The sequence below is a fragment of the Acidicapsa borealis genome (genome assembly GCF_059115245.1).
In genome coordinates this window covers 5,356,283-5,374,058 of record NZ_JCACNY010000001.1, presented here as the reverse complement: position 1 = coordinate 5,374,058, position 17,776 = coordinate 5,356,283, and the positions used below count along the sequence as shown (strand labels likewise).

The following is a 17,776-nucleotide window of genomic DNA, read 5'->3' as shown; positions in this document are numbered from 1 at the left end:
GGAAACGAACATGGCACCTCCGAAGAAAATTACCGGCTATGTCAAGCTCCAGATCACCGCTGGCAAAGCCACCCCGGCACCTCCAGTAGGCCCCGCGCTCGGTCAGGCGCAGGTCAACATCATGGAGTTCTGCAAGCAGTTCAACGCGCGCACCTCGACCAAGGAAATGGAAGGCTTCACCATCCCGGTCGTCATCACCGTGTACGCCGACCGTACCTTTACCTTCGTCACCAAGACCCCGCCCGCCTCGAACCTGCTGCTCCGCGCCGCCGGTGTCGCCAAGGGTGCAGCCGCTCCCAACAAGGACAAGGTTGGCAAAGTGACCGAAAAGCAGGTTCGCGAGATCGCCGAAACCAAGCTCCCCGACCTGAACGCTGCCTCAATTGACGCAGCCATCAAGAGCATCAAGGGCACAGCGCGCTCCATGGGTATCGAAGTCGTCGCCTAAAGCTGTTCTCTGAAACACAAAAGCCCTCCCATTTTGGGAGGGCTTTTGTGTTGAACGAGCCGTAAGTCTTGCATCGATATATACGATGTCGTAAAAATATATATACAGGTGGCCTATGGCGTCTACCCTTACATCCATCCGGCTGGACAAGAAACTCGCTGATGAAGCTGCCAAAGCTTTCGGAGTGACTACTCGAACTGAAGCTGTTCAAAGAGCTCTCGAGGAAGCTGTCGCACTGAGACGATTCAAGAAACTCATGCTCGATAATGCCGGTAAGCTGAAGTTCGAAGGCTATGAGGACTGAGTTCGTTTTGTTCGATACATCGGTGATGATCGACCTATGGCGATCGGGAAAACACCGTGAAAGCGTTGAATCTTTGCGCGGTATCGTGTGTGTTTCAACAGTCGTGCTGGCTGAGCTATCGCGCGGCGTCACTGCGCCAGCAGAATCCAGGACGTTAGAGACTCTCCAGAAAAACCACCGCGTGCTCTCTCCGACGGAGAACAATTGGGTTGAATCTGGTCAGGTGCTCGCCAAGATTCGCGGACAGCACGGATTCAATGTCGCGAAACTCCGCGATCTCCATTTTGATGTGCTCATCGCACTCACGGCCCGATCCCATGGCGCGTGTCTGATCACATCGAACCGCACCGATTTCGAACTTATTCGCACCCATCGGGACTTCGAACTTGAGATCTGGTAGCTTGCCGGACTCGGTGAAAAGCCGGCGCGACGTCCTCTCTGCGGTCCTGCTATTCGCGGCGACGGCAGTATTCGCCTTCTGGCAGAACACGCACATCGCAGTCCTTTGGGATCTGAGCTACCTGCTCGACACCAGCTGGCGGATTGCTCTCGGGCAGGTGCCTTATCGCGATTTTCCACTCGTCCATCCCCCGCTGACCTTTGTGATCCAGGCGCTGATCATGCGTGTGCTGGGGCGCGTCTATCTCTGGCCGGTTCTCTATGCGGCTATCGTCGGTGGGCTTGGAACGGTTGTTGCTTGCCTTATCGCTCTGCGCGTGCTCTCCGACAAGGTCCGCTATTCGTGGCCGATCTCTCTCCTGCTGGCCGCACCGCTGGTCTTTCTCGGTATTTATGGTATTTATCCACACCCGATCTATGACTGCGACTGCGCTTTCGCTATCGTGGTCGCACTGTATGCGATACAGAGGCTGGATAAGGAAGACGCAGCGCATGGCTCGCGCACTTGGACTAGACCAGCTCTTGCTGGATTCGCTGTCGTTCTGCCGGTGTTCTTCAAGCAGAATATGGGCGGACCCTTCCTGCTCGTCGTCATTGCCGGCGTAATCCTGCTATTGGCGATCGGGCTGGCTCGGCGCACCCCGGAGGATATTGTTTCGCGACCAGTGCTGCTGCGCTTCCTGGCGATGGTTGCTTTCTGCTTTACCGCTGGATTGCTGATCCTGCAGTGGACCGTTGGCCTCGGCAATTATCTCCAATGGACAGTTCACTTTGCAGCGCAGCGGCGATTGCCGGGTTTCGCCGATATGCTCAGCGTCTACCGGCAGCCGTCCTTCTTCTGGACGATCCCGACACTCGGCACCGGCCTGCTCCTGCTCTATCTTCTCTGGGCGCAGCGTACCTGGGTGCGGCTTATCGCCCTCGGCTTGATGGCAACCCCGTTTGTCGCCAGCCTCGTCTTTCTCTTCTTGGATGACGATCTGGACGAGCGCGCTGACAATCTACTCTCGCTCTGGCCACTGCTGCTCGTAATAGCGGCAGTGTTCGCCCTGGCCGAACTGCGCAAGGGAATCACACTGAACCGCCTGCTTCCGTTCTTCGTCCTGGCGGCAATTCACGGAACGTTTCTCTCGCAGCAGCTCTGGGGATCGACTTACGCCATCTGGCCGCTGCTGGTCATCCTCATCGCGCAGATGGTCGCCGCGCTCCCTGCCGCATACCCAAAGATCACGCTCGCCTTCGCCGCCGTTGTCTCCGCAACTTTCCTCATCTGCGGAAGCCTCTACGCGATCGGCCACGACCGGCTGAACTATATTCAGGCCTCCGACACTCAGGTAGCCGACGAGCCGCTCTATCACTCAACTCTTCCGGCGCTGCGCGGGATGGCAGATCGAGGCCCCTATCTCGCCGACTTCGAAGAGCTGGTTCACTTCGCCGAGAGGGAAATTCCGCAGCGGGACGGCATTCTTCTGCTGCCCGGTGAAGAGCCATTCTTCTACGCCACTGGCCGCACGCCGCAGTTCCCAGTGCAAATCTTCGACAACACCACCGACCCCTACACGCCGGAGCAGCTGCTCGAAGAAGCCCGCAAGCGTAATATTCAATGGGTAATCGTGAAGACTCACCTGCAGTCAACCGAAGATCCGCTGCCCGCGCGAGATCAGACGATGAAGTTGGTCAGCGCGGAACTTTCGAAGTATGCGCGGCTCAATGGCTACGAGATATACAGGCGCAGGTGATTCTTATAAGTATGGTGGTGGGTGAGGGTGCTGCCCCCTCCCGGCACGCTAATCTGGCGTTTCCCAGGGTTTATAAGGCCCCGCTGCACGGCTGGTGCTACCCACCGGATTGTGCAGTCGTATTATGGGGTCGAATTTCATAGAGCCATACTAACCCAAACATCCATTCACCGGAAGCCGCAATCGGCTTAAGTGCTACTTCACGTGAACCTCAGGCTCGCTGCCTTCCACTTCCCGGGCGCGAAACATGCCCAGCGTGTTCGAACTCCAGATCGGCGCACCGATCGGGGCCATCACGATCACTCCGCCCTCGCCGCCTTTCAGCGCCGGCAGTTCCGTATGGATCATCTGGTCGGCAGCCTGCTGCGGAGACTTTCCCTCCTGCACCAGCGTGCAGATCTCTCGCGCCAGCGTGAGGCGAATGAAATATTCGCCAACACCAGTACCAGATACGGCGCAGGACTTATCGCTCGCATAGGTTCCGGCGCCGATCAGCGGAGAATCGCCAACGCGCCCAGGCAGCTTGCCCTGCATTCCTCCCGTCGATGTGGCCGCAGCCAGATGACCGTCGCTGTCCCGAGCCACCGCGCCAACCGTCCCAAAACGATGCGAAAAGAAGTGCTGCGGCAACGAAGCCGAACCGCTTCCAGCCCCGGTTCCAGACTCAGCAGCAGCCCCAACCCCGGCAGGCCGCGGAGGAACCGCTCGCCCGCTGGCTTTCATGATCGCCGCAAATTCCTGCCAGCGCATCTCCGTAAAGAAAAACGAAGGCGGCTGCTGCTCCAGCCCCTGAGCCTTCGAGAACGCATCCGCACCCGGGCCAACCATCATCACGTAAGGCGTGTGCTCCATCACCGCCCGCGCCAGATCAATCGGATGACGCGTGAACTGCACACTGGCCACCGAACCGGCCGAGAGCGTCGCTCCATCCATCAGCGCCGCATCCATTTCATTCATTCCATCCGCGGCAAAAGCAGAACCCCGGCCAGCATTGAACAGCGGATCGTCCTCCAGCACCTTCACCGCCGCCGTCACCGCATCCAGAGCCTTGCCATGCTTCTTGAGCACAGCCGACCCCGCCGCCAGCGCCTTCGCCAGAGAATCGTGATAGGCCGCCGCAGTCGCAGCATCCATGTGCTCCCACTCACTCTCACCCGCGCCCCCATGGATAGCGATCGCCCAATGCTGGCCGGGCTGGGCAGAATCCGGCTCAGATAGTTCGGGATTGGCAGGCTCAGGCTTGTTGTTTTCGAGAGCTGCCGGCGCAGCATAGCAAGTCAATCCAGAAAATGCGCAGAGCGCCACAAAGAGAAAAGCCGTGGAAAGACGTTTCCAGGAACAAGCTGTCATGCACGCAATCTTAAACGCCTGCCTCCCTGCCACGGCAATGCAGCTGCTCGAAGATTTATCTTCGAAGCTTGGGCTTAATCATTTTGAACGGAGATCGTAGATGATCGCAATTCGGCGCAGCTACGCGATCGTTTCTACGTTCTCAGTGTTGGTTGCATCACCCTGTTTAATTGCCCCTCTGGTGCCGATCGAGTGGGTAGCGAAATACTGGGCTTTACTGATTCCTCAATATCCTGGATTTCTCCTCGGAATCGCCTTAACGGGCGCCTTCCACGGAGGCTTGACGGTGGCTACATGGGTTTTGTCGTTTATTGGAAACGCTATCTTCTACTTTGGCCTACTACGTTTCCTCGTTTTGCGACGTTGGTTCCGGGAAAACTATAGACCCCGATAAAGGTAGTTTAAGCACCGCAAATAGAAAGCTAGAAGATGACGATTCCAAGGGCTAGCAGTCATGAACGCAATCTAAAGTGTCCGGGCTTGAATGAGTGTAGATCGGTAGTTGAGGAATAGGCCGCAGCGCCTTGCCAAAGGCGTCGAGATCCAGTAACGACCAGCAGTTAGGCCGACCGGTGCAGTAGGCAGCGCATACTTCGAGATGCTGGCCGGGACCCGGAACGCAGCCCACTGCCTGATGGTGCAGCGTCACAACCCAGCATTCGGGCCGCCAGTTCTTTCCTTCGATCCGGGCTTCGAGGCCGAACGGCTTGCCACAACAGCCAGCCAGAGAAAAAAACATCCCATTGCAGCCCCGGCAGTCGGAGCGACCCACGAATCCCTATGCCACGCCTCGCCTGCTATGTAGAGGATCGAAAGACCGACCCTCAGAAAGCTCATTAGTGCCAAAAAACCGAATAACCATGGGACCCATTGCTTCCCTGCTCCTCCAGGTTCTCTGTCCGCTCCCGCCGAGATGTTTCCCCGCCTGCTTGTCACGACGATGGCCGCGATAACAATGAATCCGAGAATCTGCACACCAACGAGTGCAGGGATAACCCTCGCGGTCGCATCGGGGTTCGCAACCATCGTAATGAACCCAGCTAAATCAAGGACGGCTAACGTTGCAATCCCAATAATCAAAGGCATGTGCTTGGACTTCACTTCTCCACCTTTCTGTCAATCATGCATTGGGCAGGCGACTCTCTACTTTTGAGGTCGACTACTCCGCCCAATGGAGTAATTTCAGGCACCCGCTCCAGGATGAATCGAAACTCCAGTCCGCCGTTTTCAGTCGTCGAACCCACATATTTCAGCATATCTGCGAACTCCAGTTTTTAATCTATCCACGCTTGGGTAGTGGTTGCATCAGCTCCATCTTTCTGTCATACTACATAAATGTGTCCACTCCCCAAGAGTGGCCATCATTAGCACCACGGCATTTGGGCTTCCGGGCAGAGCGGCGATTGAGCCGCGAACTGAGGAGCTTCCTGCAAAGCGGGACTGGCATTTGCGGTGGGAGATGAGGAAACATGGCCAAGAAAGCCAGCAAGAATATTACGAAGTCGCGCGCCGCTGTGGAAGCGCGTCCTTACCTGCTGCAAGAAGCAGTAGGTCTCCTGCAAAAGGTTAAGTTTGCCAAGTTCGACGAAACCGTCGATCTGACAATGCGTCTGGGCGTCGATACACGCCACGCCGATCAGATGGTGCGCGGAACCGTCGTTCTGCCGCACGGCCTGGGCAAGACCAAGACTGTTGCCGTCATCGCCTCGGGCGATCGCCTCAAGGAAGCGGAAGCTGCCGGAGCCGATTTCGTCGGTGGCGAAGACCTCGTCGAGCGCATCCAGAAGGAATCCTGGACCGGCTTTGACGCCCTGATCGCGACCCCCGACATGATGAAGTCAGTCGGCCGTCTCGGCAAGGTGCTCGGACCTCGCGGCCTGATGCCGAACCCCAAGACGGGCACCGTGACCCAGGATGTTGCCTCCGCGATCAAGGAAATCAAGGCCGGTAAGGTTGAGTTCCGCGCGGACAAGACTGCTCTCGTGCACGTGCCGGTAGGCAAGCTGAGCTTCCCGATTGAGAAGCTGGTCGAGAATGCGACCACGGTTCTGGCCAGCGTGATGCGCGCCAAGCCTTCGGCAGCCAAGGGCAAGTACGTCAAGGGAATTACGCTGAGCTCGACGATGGGCCCAGGGGTTCCGATTGACGGCGCCGTGGCGGACGCTGCCGGTAAGTAGTTCGGCACGCAGACTTACGATTCACCCGTTTCTCCTCTTCTGAACCTCTGGCGCACCGGCCTTCGGGCATGATTGCAAAAGGAAGAGATGAGATTTGCAGCCTCGGATGAGGCTGGCGGCCAGAGGCAGGAGCGATTGCAATGGCATTGACAAGGGCGACCAAGAAGAAAAAGGTTCAGGTTCTGGCCAAGGAGCTGGAAACCTCCACTACGGCGATCATCGGCACGTTTGCCAAGATGACCGTCTCGCAGGATTTCGAGCTGCGCAAGATCATTCGCGGCGCGGGTGGCAAGTTCCACGTGCTGAAGAACAAGCTGGCGGCTAAGGCCAGCGAAGGCACCAAGGTCGAGCAGGCGCTCAAGGGCTTGAAGGGCGTCAGCGCGGCAGCCTTCACCTCGGGCGACCCGGTCGAACTGGCCAAGGTTTTCTCGAAGTGGGTTAGCGAAAACGCCGAGTTCACCTTCAAGCTGGGTATTGTTGACGGCAAGCTGATCAACGTTGAGGAAGTCAAGGCTCTGGCCACCATGCCGGGCAAGGAAGAGCTCTTCGCGAAGCTGCTATTCCTCATCAACTCTCCGGCGCAGCGTCTCGTTACCGTGCTCAACGCCACCGGCCGCGATCTCGCGGTGGTGGTCAACGAAGCGGTCAAGGGCGAAAAGTTTACCGGCGCAGCAGCTCCGGCAGCCAAGGCGGAAGCGCCAGCGGCAGCAGTCGAAGAAGCTCCGAAGGCTGAAGCGGTTGCGGAAGTTGCAGTCGAGCCCGTCGCGGAAGCAGCGGCCGAGCCGGTCGCAGTAGCCGAGCCCGAGAAGCAGGCAGAAGCGGCAGCCACGGAAGAGCCGGTCGAAGGCGCAGTGGCTCCCGAAGAGCCGGCCTCGTAATCAAGTTTTCCCCGGTGAGTTTCCCGGGCAAGTTTCCCGCTGGGCGGTTGCAAGGGGTGCCAAGTCTGGGCACATCGGAACCCGGGCAACAGGCGACAGCGGTGCGGTAAGAACATTTCACAGAATTCTGATTGGAGAACATCATGGCGGATTTGAGCGCATTGGAAGAGCAGATTGTTAGCCTGAGCCTGCTGGAAGCAGCAGCCCTGGTTAAGGCATTGGAAACCCGTCTCGGCGTTTCGGCAGCAGCGGCAGCCCCGGTTGCAGTTGCTGGCGGCGGCGGAGCGGCAGCAGCGGTTGAAGTGGCAGAGCAGACCGAGTTCCAGGTCATCCTCAAGGATGCCGGCGCGAACAAGATCGCAACCATCAAGGCCGTTCGCGAAGTCACTTCGCTCGGTTTGAAGGAAGCCAAGGACTTGGTCGATGGCGCCCCCAAGCCGCTGAAGGAAAACGCGACGAAGGAAGAAGCCGAGACCATCAAGAAGAAGTTTGAAGGCATCGCCACCGTCGAAGTCAAGTAGTCTTCGGCCAGCCCGGCAGTTCGACCCGGTAGTTCGGGTCGGCCACGCCGGGCCGGCAGCATCGGTCAAGCAGGCAGTCAACTTTCCTCAGAGCCTTAGCATTTCGAGTACCACACATTTGCATTTGCGGAGAGAACGCGCTACATTAAAAGTTGCGCGTTTCTTCGTCCCTTTTTTGTGCGCCCTTAATTTATGGGAATGGGAGCAGGCGAATGCGTACTCGAAAACGAAAAGGATTGGCATGGCAGTGACTTAAACCGGGGTTGATTCAGCCTCGAGTCAAGTCGCTGTGCAGAAAACAAGTGCCTTACGGTCGTCCACCGCATGCGGAGCGGTCGCCGGCAAGTAGCTGGAACGAGCAGGTTGCAAACGAAACGAGCATTGGGATCGGCGAGCGTAGTGGGAAATCAATTCGAAAAAGGGCACTAGACGTTGGTCTGCGCTCGTGGGGTACTTTGTCCCTGCGGGCAATCTGTCATGTCTGATGCTTTCTTTCTCCCAACTGCTGCCTTTCTCTTTGGCTAAGTTGCAATTTACACCAGTTCCCGTTGCAGAAATCCTCAGGTTCGCCGGTTACAGCTCTCAATTACCGGGAGTGTAGCCGCTGAGCCGGGTTCGAGCAAGCAGATTTTGCGGTCCGCGAGCCGCCTGGTTGCTGTACCGGTACTGCTGAACTTGATTTATTTGGGGAACACGCGGCTCGCCAAGACTTCATAGCCGCTACAGGGAGTACGGGGTTTGACCTCGCGACAGCAGGTGCGAACTCCGATTTGCGGGACGCAAGTCCCCCACGAAACACCATTCCGATGTACGCCGAAAGCCATGAGACTCGGGCTATCGGTTCTCCGGTCCCTCACCAGGCCGGAAACTCGGAGATACGAGCCTCAGGAGTGACTCATGCCGAACGAGAATCGCGCCATTCGCAGCCGACTCGATTTTTCCAAGATTCCTACCGCTATCCAGATTCCTAACCTGATCGAAGTGCAGCGCCGTTCCTACGAGCGGTTCCTGCAGATGGACAAGCTTCCCAACGAACGCGACGACAATGGTCTGCAGTCAGTTTTCACTTCGGTTTTCCCGATCACTGATTTCCGCAACATCTCGCAGCTCGACTTTGTGGACTTCTCGATCGGTAACTGGGAGTGCAAGTGCGGTCACCTCAAGGGTCTGCACCACCTCCGTACTGCTTGTACGAACTGCGGATTCATGGTCATCACCGACCCGTTCCACCCCGGCGACGTACTCTGCCACCATTGCGGCACGTACAACAAGAACACGCCTGACTTCTGCAACAAGTGCGGCGATCCCGTCGGCCTGCAGTTGAAGTACGACCAGCAGGAGTGCGAAGAGCGCGGCATGACCTTCTCTGCCCCTCTTAAGGTCACCGTGCGCCTGACCATCTACGACAAGGACCCCGAGACTGGTTCGAAGACCATCCGCGACATCAAGGAGCAGGAAGTCTTCTTCGGCGACATTCCGCTGATGACCGCCAACGGCACCTTCATCGTCAACGGCACCGAGCGCGTTATCGTCTCGCAGCTGCACCGTTCGCCCGGCGTCTTCTTTGAGACGGCGAACAACCGCACCTACTTCCTTGGAAAGATCATCCCCTACCGCGGTTCGTGGGTGGAGTTCGAATACGACCAGAAGAACACGCTCTACGTGCGTATCGACCGTAAGCGCAAGTTCCTCGGCACCATCTTCCTTCGCGCGCTCGGTCTGCGTTCGGACGAAGAAATTCTGAAGACCTTCTACACCGTCGATCAGATTCACCTGACCGATGGCAAGCTGCAGTGGGCCATCAAGGAGCAGGGCCAGGCAACGCACCTCCAGGGCGCGAAGCCGGCGCATGCCGTGCTCGCCAACGGCGAAGAGATCGCTCACTCCGGCCGCAAGATCACCGCGTCCGTGCTCAAGGCTCTGCGCACCAACAACGTCTCGCACGTTGAGGTCGAAGCTGCGGAAATCGACGGCGCTCTGACCGCTTCCGACGTGATCGACCTGAACACTGGCGAAATCATTGTCGAAGCGAACACCGAGCTGACCGCCGACCGCCTGCACAAGATCGCAGCCAGCGGCGCCACGCAGATCGAGCTCTTCTTCCCCGAGCGCGACGACGTGGGCAACATCATCACCAACACCCTTCGCCGTGACTCCGTGCGCAAGCCGGAAGAAGCGCTGATCGAAATCTACCGCAAGCTGCGGCCAGGCGACCCGCCGACGCTCGACACCGCGACGGCTCTGTTCGAAGGCATGTTCTTCGATCAGCGCAAGTACGATTTCTCGCGCGTGGGCCGGTTGAAGTTCAACATCAAGCTCTACGAGAATCAGGATCCCAGCGGCCTCGACAAGCGCACCCTGACTCCCGAAGACTTCTACGCGACCATTCGCTACCTGCTCAAGCTGCGCAAGAACATCGGCAACGTGGATGATATCGATCATCTCGGCAACCGCCGTGTTCGCGCCGTCGGCGAGTTGATGGAGAACCAGTTCCGTATCGGCCTCGTCCGTATGGAGCGCGCCATCAAGGAAAAGATGAGCGTTTATCAGGAGCTGTCGACGGCGATGCCGCACGACCTGATCAACGCCAAGCCCGTCATGGCCGCCATCCGCGAGTTCTTCGGTTCTTCGCAGCTGTCGCAGTTCATGGATCAGACCAACCCGCTCTCGGAGATCACGCACAAGCGTCGTCTCTCCGCCCTTGGGCCCGGCGGTCTGTCGCGCGAACGTGCCGGCTTTGAAGTCCGCGACGTGCATCCGACCCACTACGGTCGTATCTGCCCGATCGAAACCCCGGAAGGTCCGAACATCGGCCTCATCTCGTCGCTGAGCTGCTTTGCGCGCATCAACGAGTACGGCTTCATCGAATCGCCTTACCGCAAGGTCCGTGACGGCCGCATTCTCGACTACGTTGAAGTCGTAAACGCGGGCGACAGCGGTCTGCGTGTTGGCGATCATCTCGAGAAGAACGAAGCCTTCCAGCTCATCGCCGATCTCGAAGCAGCCGGCAAGCGCAAGATCGATTGGATGCCGTTCAGCTTCTACCAGTCCGCCTGGGAAGAGGATCGTCACACCATCGCGCAGGCCAACATCAAGTTCAACGAAGAAGGCGTCATCACCGAAGAACTGGTGAATGCGCGTCGTCAGGGGAACTTTGTACTGGTCAACCGCTCGGAAGTTGACTTTATTGACGTCAGCCCCAAGCAGCTCGTCTCCGTCGCCGCATCGCTCGTGCCGTTCCTCGAGCATGATGACGCGAACCGCGCGCTGATGGGTGCGAACATGCAGCGCCAGTCCGTTCCCCTGCTCGTTGCCGAAGCACCACTCGTCGGCACCGGTATGGAAGGCGTGACTGCGCGTGACTCGGGCGCCGTCATCCTGGCCAAGCGTAACGGTATCGTGGACTCGGTCGACTCCGAGCGCATCATCATCCGCGTTGAGGGCGAACATCACCCCACGCAGTTGTCGCGCGAAGTCGGTTCGGACATCTACCAGCTCATCAAGTTCAAGCGCTCCAACCAGAACACCTGCATCAACCAGAAGCCGGTTGTTCGCGAAGGTGAGCGTGTCATCAAGGGCCAGGTCATCGCGGACGGTCCTTGCACTGAACAGGGTGAATTGGCGCTCGGCCGCAACGTCCTCGTAGCCTTCATGCCGTGGCGCGGTTACAACTTCGAAGACGCTATCCTCATCAGCGAAAAGCTGGTGCGCGAGGACTATTACACCTCCGTACACATTGAGGAATTCGAAATCGAAGCCCGCGACACCAAGCTGGGACCAGAAGAAATCACGCGGGATATCCCCAACGTGTCCGAGTCGGCGCTGCGCGATCTCGACGAGAGCGGCATCATCCGCATCGGCGCTCAGATCAAGCATGGCGACATCCTCGTCGGCAAGGTAACGCCCAAGGGCGAAACTCAGCTGACGCCGGAAGAGAAGCTGCTGCGCGCCATCTTCGGTGAAAAGGCCGGCGATGTTCGCGACGCTTCGCTCACGACGCCTCCGGGCATCGAAGGCACCGTTGTCGACGTCCGCATCTTCTCCCGCAAGGGCCAGGAAAAGGACGAGCGCGCCAAGCAGATCGAAGCGGAAAACACCGCCAAGCTCGAAAAGAACCTCGGCGACGAAATCCGCATTCTGACCGACGAGCGACTGAAGCGTCTCGACGCGATTTTGGGAAATAAAGAGGTGCTGGCTGACCTGCATGACGAGCGCACCAACAAGCGTCTCCTCACCAAGGGCAACATCCTCGATCGCGAAACCATCGAGCGTATCTCGACGAAGAACCTCAAGCGCATCCGCTTCGCTGACAAGGATCCCCGCGTCAACGAGCAGATCGATGAGATCGAAGAGATGACCTCGCGTCAGATCGAAGTGCTGCGCAAGATCACCAACGAGCGCGTTGCCAAGCTGCAGAAGGGCGATGAACTTTCGCCTGGCGTCATCAAGATGGTCAAGGTGTACATCGCGATGAAGCGCAAGCTGTCCGTCGGTGACAAGATGGCCGGCCGTCACGGGAACAAGGGCGTTATCGCACGTATCCTCCCTGAGGAAGACATGCCGTACCTGCCCGATGGAACCCCGGTCGAGATCGTTTTGAACCCGCTCGGTGTGCCTTCGCGTATGAACGTCGGACAGATTCTCGAGACCCATCTCGGATGGGCCGCGGCGGAGCTCGGCAAGAAGATTGCCGCCATCGTCGAAGAGAATCAGGAAGCCAACAACCTCCGCGAAGTGATCAAGGTCAGCTTCAAGGACACGGCAGCGCTGCAGTTGCTTCTCGACCTCGACGACACGATGTTGATTCGCGTCGCCAAGGGCATGAAGCGCGGCATCTGGTTCGGCACGGCAGTCTTCGACGGCGCGCAGGAGAGCGAAATCAAGGCTCTGCTTCACGCCGCTGGCCTGCCCAGCTCGGGCAAGACGGCGCTCTTTGACGGCATGACCGGCGAACAGTTCGAACAGCCTGTCACTGTTGGCTACATCTACATGCTCAAGCTCTCGCATCTGGTGGACGACAAGATTCATGCTCGCTCCATCGGACCGTACTCGCTCATCACCCAGCAGCCGCTCGGTGGTAAGGCGCAGTTCGGTGGCCAGCGCTTCGGCGAAATGGAAGTGTGGGCGCTCGAAGCCTATGGCGCGGCCTACATCCTCCAGGAACTGCTCACTGCCAAGTCCGATGACGTCTACGGCCGTACTCGTATCTACGAGGCCATCGTCAAGGGCGAAGCAGCGATCGAACCAGGCGTACCGGAGAGCTTCAACGTGTTGATCCGCGAACTTCAGGCACTCTGCCTCGACGTTGAGCTGATCAAGCGCGCTGACTTGAAGAAGCTGCCCGCGCCGGAGCTGATTGACGTAGCTGTAGCCGATTAATGGTGGGTGCCCCACCCTCGCCACGCACTTGTTCTTGTGGCTAGGGTGGGATTCACGATTCGAAATTTGAGGGATCTGCCCAGAGTGGTCGTATACACTCCCCAGGGTCGGACAGAAATCCCGTAGTAATCTCCCTGGGAAACAGCGACGGCAATGCTCAAAAGGCTTGCCAAGGAGGGTCGCCTTGTTCCGTTCCAATCCGTTCGAACTCACCACGCCTATCAAGGATTTCGACGCAATCCGCATCATGCTTGCCTCGCCGGAGAAGATCCGCAGCTGGTCGCATGGCGAAGTGACGAAGCCCGAGACCATCAACTACCGCACCTTCAAGCCGGAGCGTGACGGCCTCTTCTGCGCGCGCATCTTCGGACCCGTGACCGACTGGGAGTGCCTCTGCGGCAAGTACAAGCGCATGAAGCACCGCGGCGTCATCTGCGACAAGTGCGGCGTTGAAGTCACCGTATCCAAGGTCCGCCGCGAGCGCATGGGCCACATCGAGCTGGCATCGCCCTGCTCGCATGTCTGGTTCTTCAAGGGCCTGCCTTCCCGCATCGGCCACTTGCTCGACATCTCCCTGCGTGACCTCGAAAGCATCCTCTACTTCGAGTCCTACGTAGTCGTCGATCCAGGCGACGCGCCGGTCAAGGAGCGCGAGGTCATCAAAGACGAGAATCGCTTCCGCGAGCTCGACCAGCAGTATCGCCCCAGTGGCTTCAAGGCCATGATGGGCGCCGAGGCCATCAAGGAACTCCTCAAGCGCGTCAACTCGGAAGAACTCTCCGTCGAAATGCGCGAGAAGATGAAGACCGAAACCTCGGTCCAGAAGAAGATCAAGTACTCGAAGCGCCTCAAGGTCGTCGAAGCCTTCCGCAAGTCGGGCAACAAGCCCCAGTGGATGATCCTCGACGTTCTGCCGGTCATTCCTCCCGAGCTGCGCCCCCTGGTGCCACTCGACGGCGGCCGCTTCGCCACCTCCGACCTCAACGACCTCTATCGCCGCGTCATCAACCGCAACAACCGGTTGAAGAAGCTGATGGATCTGCACGCTCCTGAAGTCATCGTGCGCAACGAAAAGCGCATGCTGCAGGAAGCTGTCGATGCTCTGTTCGACAACGGCCGTCGCGGCCGCGTCCTGCGCGGTGCCAACAACCGTCCGCTGAAGTCGCTCTCGGACACCCTCAAGGGCAAGCAGGGCCGCTTCCGTCAGAACCTGCTCGGCAAGCGCGTCGACTACTCCGGCCGTTCGGTCATCGTCGTCGGCCCCGAGCTGAAGCTGCACCAGTGCGGTCTTCCCAAGAAGATGGCACTCGAGCTCTTCAAGCCCTTCATCTATCACCGCCTCGAGCAGACCGGTCACTGCACCACCATCAAGCAAGCCAAAGAGATGGTCGAAATGCAGGATCCAGTCGTGTGGGACATCCTCGAAGAAGTCATCAAGGATCACCCCATCCTGCTGAACCGCGCCCCTACGCTCCATCGTCTGGGCATCCAGGCCTTTGAGCCGGTGCTTGTCGAAGGCAAGGCCATCAAGATTCACCCGCTCGTCTGCACCGCCTTCAACGCGGACTTTGACGGCGATCAGATGGCTGTGCACATCCCGCTGTCGCCTGAAGCACAGATCGAAGCCTCGGTCCTCATGCTCGCGGCGCACAACATCCTGTCGCCTGCCTCCGGCCAGCCCATCACTGTGCCTACGCAGGATCTCGTCCTCGGCCTCTACTACCTCACGAAGTCCAAGGTAGCTGCCAAGGGTGAAGGCCGCACCTTCGCCAACGCCGAAGAGGTCCTCATGGCCCTCGAAGCCGGCGAAGTCGAGACCCTCTCGCCCATCCGTCTGCGCTACTCCGGCCCCGTGCTGGATATGACCACTGCTTATGATGATCAGGACCTGATGCACACCGATCCGGTCGAGTTCAACAAGCAGTTCATCTCCACCACCGTCGGCCGCACCATCCTGAACGACGCACTTCCCGAAGGCATGCCATTCATCAACGGCCTGCTCAAGAAGAAGGGTATCGGCCAGTTGGTCAGCTACTGCAACCAGAACCTCGGCCTCGAAATCACGGTCAAGATGCTGGATCGCATCAAGGAGCTCGGCTTCCAGTACGCCACCCGCAGCGGTCTCTCCGTCGGCCTCGATGACATGGTCATCCCCGCCTCGAAGTACACCACTGTATCGGACGCGGACAAGAAGGTCATCGAAGTTCAGCAGCAGTACCTCGACGGCGCCATCACCAACGGCGAGCGCTCAAACAAGGTCATCCAGATCTGGTCGGCAGTCACCGAGCAGGTCGCCGATGAGATGTTCGGCAACATGAAGACCGCAGACAAGGAAGGAGCCATGAACCCGATCTACATCATGGCCGACTCCGGCGCCCGTGGTTCCAAGCAGCAGATTCGTCAGCTCTCCGGCATGCGCGGACTGATGGCCAAGCCGTCAGGCGAAGTCATCGAGACCCCCATCACGGCAAACTTCCGTGAAGGCCTCACCGTGCTCGAGTACTTCATCTCGACCCACGGCGCACGTAAGGGTCTGGCCGATACCGCACTCAAGACCGCTGACTCTGGCTACCTGACCCGTCGTCTCGTCGACGTGGCCCAGGACGTCATCGTCACGGAAATGGATTGCGGCACTGTCGAAGGCATCTACGTCAGCCCCATCGTTGAGTCCGGCGAAATCATCGAGCCGTTGCGCGACCGTATCATTGGCCGCGTCTCCCTCGAACGCATCAAGGACATCGACGGCACGGTCGTCATCGACGTCAATCAGCAGATCACCGAAGAGATCGCCTCGTCGATTCAGGGTGCCGGTGTGGAGCGCGTCAAGATCCGCTCCGTGCTCACCTGCGAATCCCGCCGCGGTATCTGCGCACTCTGCTACGGACGCAACCTCGGCTCAGGCCGCATGGTTGAGATGGGCGAAACCTGCGGCGTCATCGCAGCGCAGTCCATCGGCGAACCCGGCACGCAGCTCACCATGCGTACCTTCCACGTTGGCGGTACAGCATCGCGCGTCTCGGATAAGAGCCGTCTCGATGCCAAGAACAACGGCACCGTCCACTTCATCAACCTGAACACCGTCAAGTCTGAGAAGGATGGCATGCTCGTCGCCATGAACCGCTCCGGCTCCATTGCGGTCGTTGATGATCGTGGCCGCGAAAAGGAACGCTATCAGGTTGTGTACGGCGCGCGTCTCCGCGTGGAAGACGGTCAGAAGGTCAACCTCGGCGATCAGCTGGCCGAATGGGATCCCTACACGTACGCAGTGCTCACCGAAATCGGCGGCACTGTCCAGTTCAAGGATCTCCAGGAAGGCATCACGCTCAACGAAGAAGTCGACGAAGTCACAGGCCTTTCCCGCCTGGTCGTCGCCGACGCTCCCGATGAGAAGCGTCAGCCTGCCATCTGGATCAATGGCGCCAAGGGCAAGAAGCGGTACCTCATGCCCAGCCGTGCTCACCTTATGGTTCTGGACGGAGATCAGGTCGGACCTGGCGACATTCTCGCCAAGATCCCGCGTGAATCCACCCGTACCAAGGACATCACCGGCGGTCTGCCGCGCGTCGTCGAGCTCTTTGAAGCCCGTAAGCCGCGCGAAACAGCCACCATCTCCGAGATCGACGGCGTCGTACGCTTCGGTGAAGTATCGAAGGGGCAGCGCAAGATCTACGTCACTGCCGACAACGGCGAGGAGAAGGAATACAGCGTTCCTCGCGGTACGCACGTCAACATCCAGGAAGGCGAGCGTCTCTCTGCTGGCGATCCGCTGATGGACGGACCCCTCAACCCGCACGACATTCTGAACGTACTCGGCGAGAAGCTCCTCCAGGCCTACCTCGTCAACGAAATTCAGGAAGTCTACCGGCTACAGGGCGTCACCATCTCGGACAAGCACATCGAAGTCATCGTTCGTCAGATGCTTCGCTGGGTTCGCATTGAAGACGTGGGCGACACCAACTTCCTGCTCGAGCAGCAGGTGGACCGCTTCCGCTTCAACGAAGAGAACGAGCGCGTCCTCGCCCAGGGTGGCCGTCCATGTATTGGTCGTCCTCTCCTGCTCGGCATCACCAAGGCGTCGCTCTCGACCGACAGCTTCATCTCGGCCGCCAGCTTCCAGGAGACCACCCGCGTCCTCACCGAAGCCTCCATCAACGGAGCCATCGATGGACTCAGGGGCCTCAAGGAAAACGTCATCGTCGGCCGCCTGATTCCTGCTGGAACCGGACTCGACTACTACCGCAGCGTCCAGCTCTCCCCAGAACTGGAAGAAGCGGCAGAGCGCGTCAAGCAGGAAGTCAACGCAGAATTCGAAGCCGCAGAACGCGAACTCGAAATGATGCGCCAGGAAGGCGAAGCAGAAGAAATGGCCGCCGAGTAGGCACCTGCCGTGCGGGCAACCGCTCGCTACCACTCGCAACAACCAGAAGCCCGGCCTCGCGCCGGGCTTCTGCCTTTGTAATCCACTCCTTTTGTCCGCGCACGTCAGTAGCCGAAGCATGGCGACACCGAGTACAAGTGCCATCCTGAACAGCGTTGTCATCCCGAGCCCAGCGAAGGATCTGCAGTTGCACTTATCATTGC

At 58.8% G+C, this 17,776-nt stretch carries 10 protein-coding genes; 9 read left to right on the top strand and 1 reads right to left on the bottom strand.

What is annotated here, in order from left to right:
- Positions 1 to 10: 10 nt before the first annotated feature.
- The 4 genes from rplK (at position 11) to AC5S27_RS21905 (ending at position 2,890) form a co-directional block, all read left to right on the top strand.
- Positions 11 to 448 (top strand): 50S ribosomal protein L11, encoded by a 438-nt coding sequence (gene rplK, locus AC5S27_RS21920; protein ID WP_493936690.1) that lies wholly within the window; start codon positions 11 to 13, stop codon positions 446 to 448.
- Between the two features lie 115 nt (positions 449 to 563).
- On the top strand, positions 564 to 752 hold the full coding sequence (locus AC5S27_RS21915) for a type II toxin-antitoxin system VapB family antitoxin (RefSeq protein ID WP_493936689.1): 189 nt from the start codon (positions 564 to 566) through the stop codon (positions 750 to 752).
- Positions 753 to 759: 7 nt separating this feature from the next.
- A complete protein-coding gene (locus AC5S27_RS21910) occupies positions 760 to 1,152 on the top strand; it encodes a type II toxin-antitoxin system VapC family toxin (protein WP_493936688.1) in 393 nt (130 codons plus the stop codon).
- Between the two features lies 1 nt (position 1,153).
- Positions 1,154 to 2,890, top strand: a complete 1,737-nt coding sequence (locus tag AC5S27_RS21905) for a glycosyltransferase family protein (RefSeq protein WP_493936687.1) — start codon at positions 1,154 to 1,156, stop codon at positions 2,888 to 2,890.
- A 195-nt stretch (positions 2,891 to 3,085) separates the two neighbouring features.
- Here AC5S27_RS21905 and AC5S27_RS21900 read toward each other — a convergent pair whose 3' ends face one another.
- Entirely contained in the window at positions 3,086 to 4,240 is a 1,155-nt protein-coding gene (locus AC5S27_RS21900; RefSeq protein ID WP_493936686.1) for an isoaspartyl peptidase/L-asparaginase family protein, read from the bottom strand.
- Between the two features lie 1,469 nt (positions 4,241 to 5,709).
- Between AC5S27_RS21900 and rplA the strand changes: the two genes are divergently transcribed.
- From rplA to rpoC, 5 genes are all read left to right on the top strand, one after another.
- Positions 5,710 to 6,417 carry a 50S ribosomal protein L1 gene (rplA, locus tag AC5S27_RS21895; RefSeq protein ID WP_493936685.1) on the top strand — a complete coding sequence of 236 codons (708 nt, stop codon included), beginning with the start codon at positions 5,710 to 5,712 and terminating at the stop codon, positions 6,415 to 6,417.
- Between the two features lie 140 nt (positions 6,418 to 6,557).
- Positions 6,558 to 7,295 (top strand): 50S ribosomal protein L10, encoded by a 738-nt coding sequence (gene rplJ, locus AC5S27_RS21890; protein WP_493936684.1) that lies wholly within the window; start codon positions 6,558 to 6,560, stop codon positions 7,293 to 7,295.
- A 143-nt stretch (positions 7,296 to 7,438) separates the two neighbouring features.
- On the top strand, positions 7,439 to 7,816 hold the full coding sequence (gene rplL / locus AC5S27_RS21885; RefSeq protein WP_493936683.1) for a 50S ribosomal protein L7/L12: 378 nt from the start codon (positions 7,439 to 7,441) through the stop codon (positions 7,814 to 7,816).
- Positions 7,817 to 8,713: 897 nt separating this feature from the next.
- Positions 8,714 to 13,195 (top strand): DNA-directed RNA polymerase subunit beta, encoded by a 4,482-nt coding sequence (rpoB, locus tag AC5S27_RS21880; protein WP_493936682.1) that lies wholly within the window; start codon positions 8,714 to 8,716, stop codon positions 13,193 to 13,195.
- 184 nt (positions 13,196 to 13,379) lie between these two features.
- Positions 13,380 to 17,573: a DNA-directed RNA polymerase subunit beta' gene (gene rpoC, locus AC5S27_RS21875; RefSeq protein ID WP_493936681.1), complete on the top strand. Its 4,194-nt coding sequence runs from the start codon at positions 13,380 to 13,382 to the stop codon at positions 17,571 to 17,573.
- Positions 17,574 to 17,776: the final 203 nt, after the last annotated feature.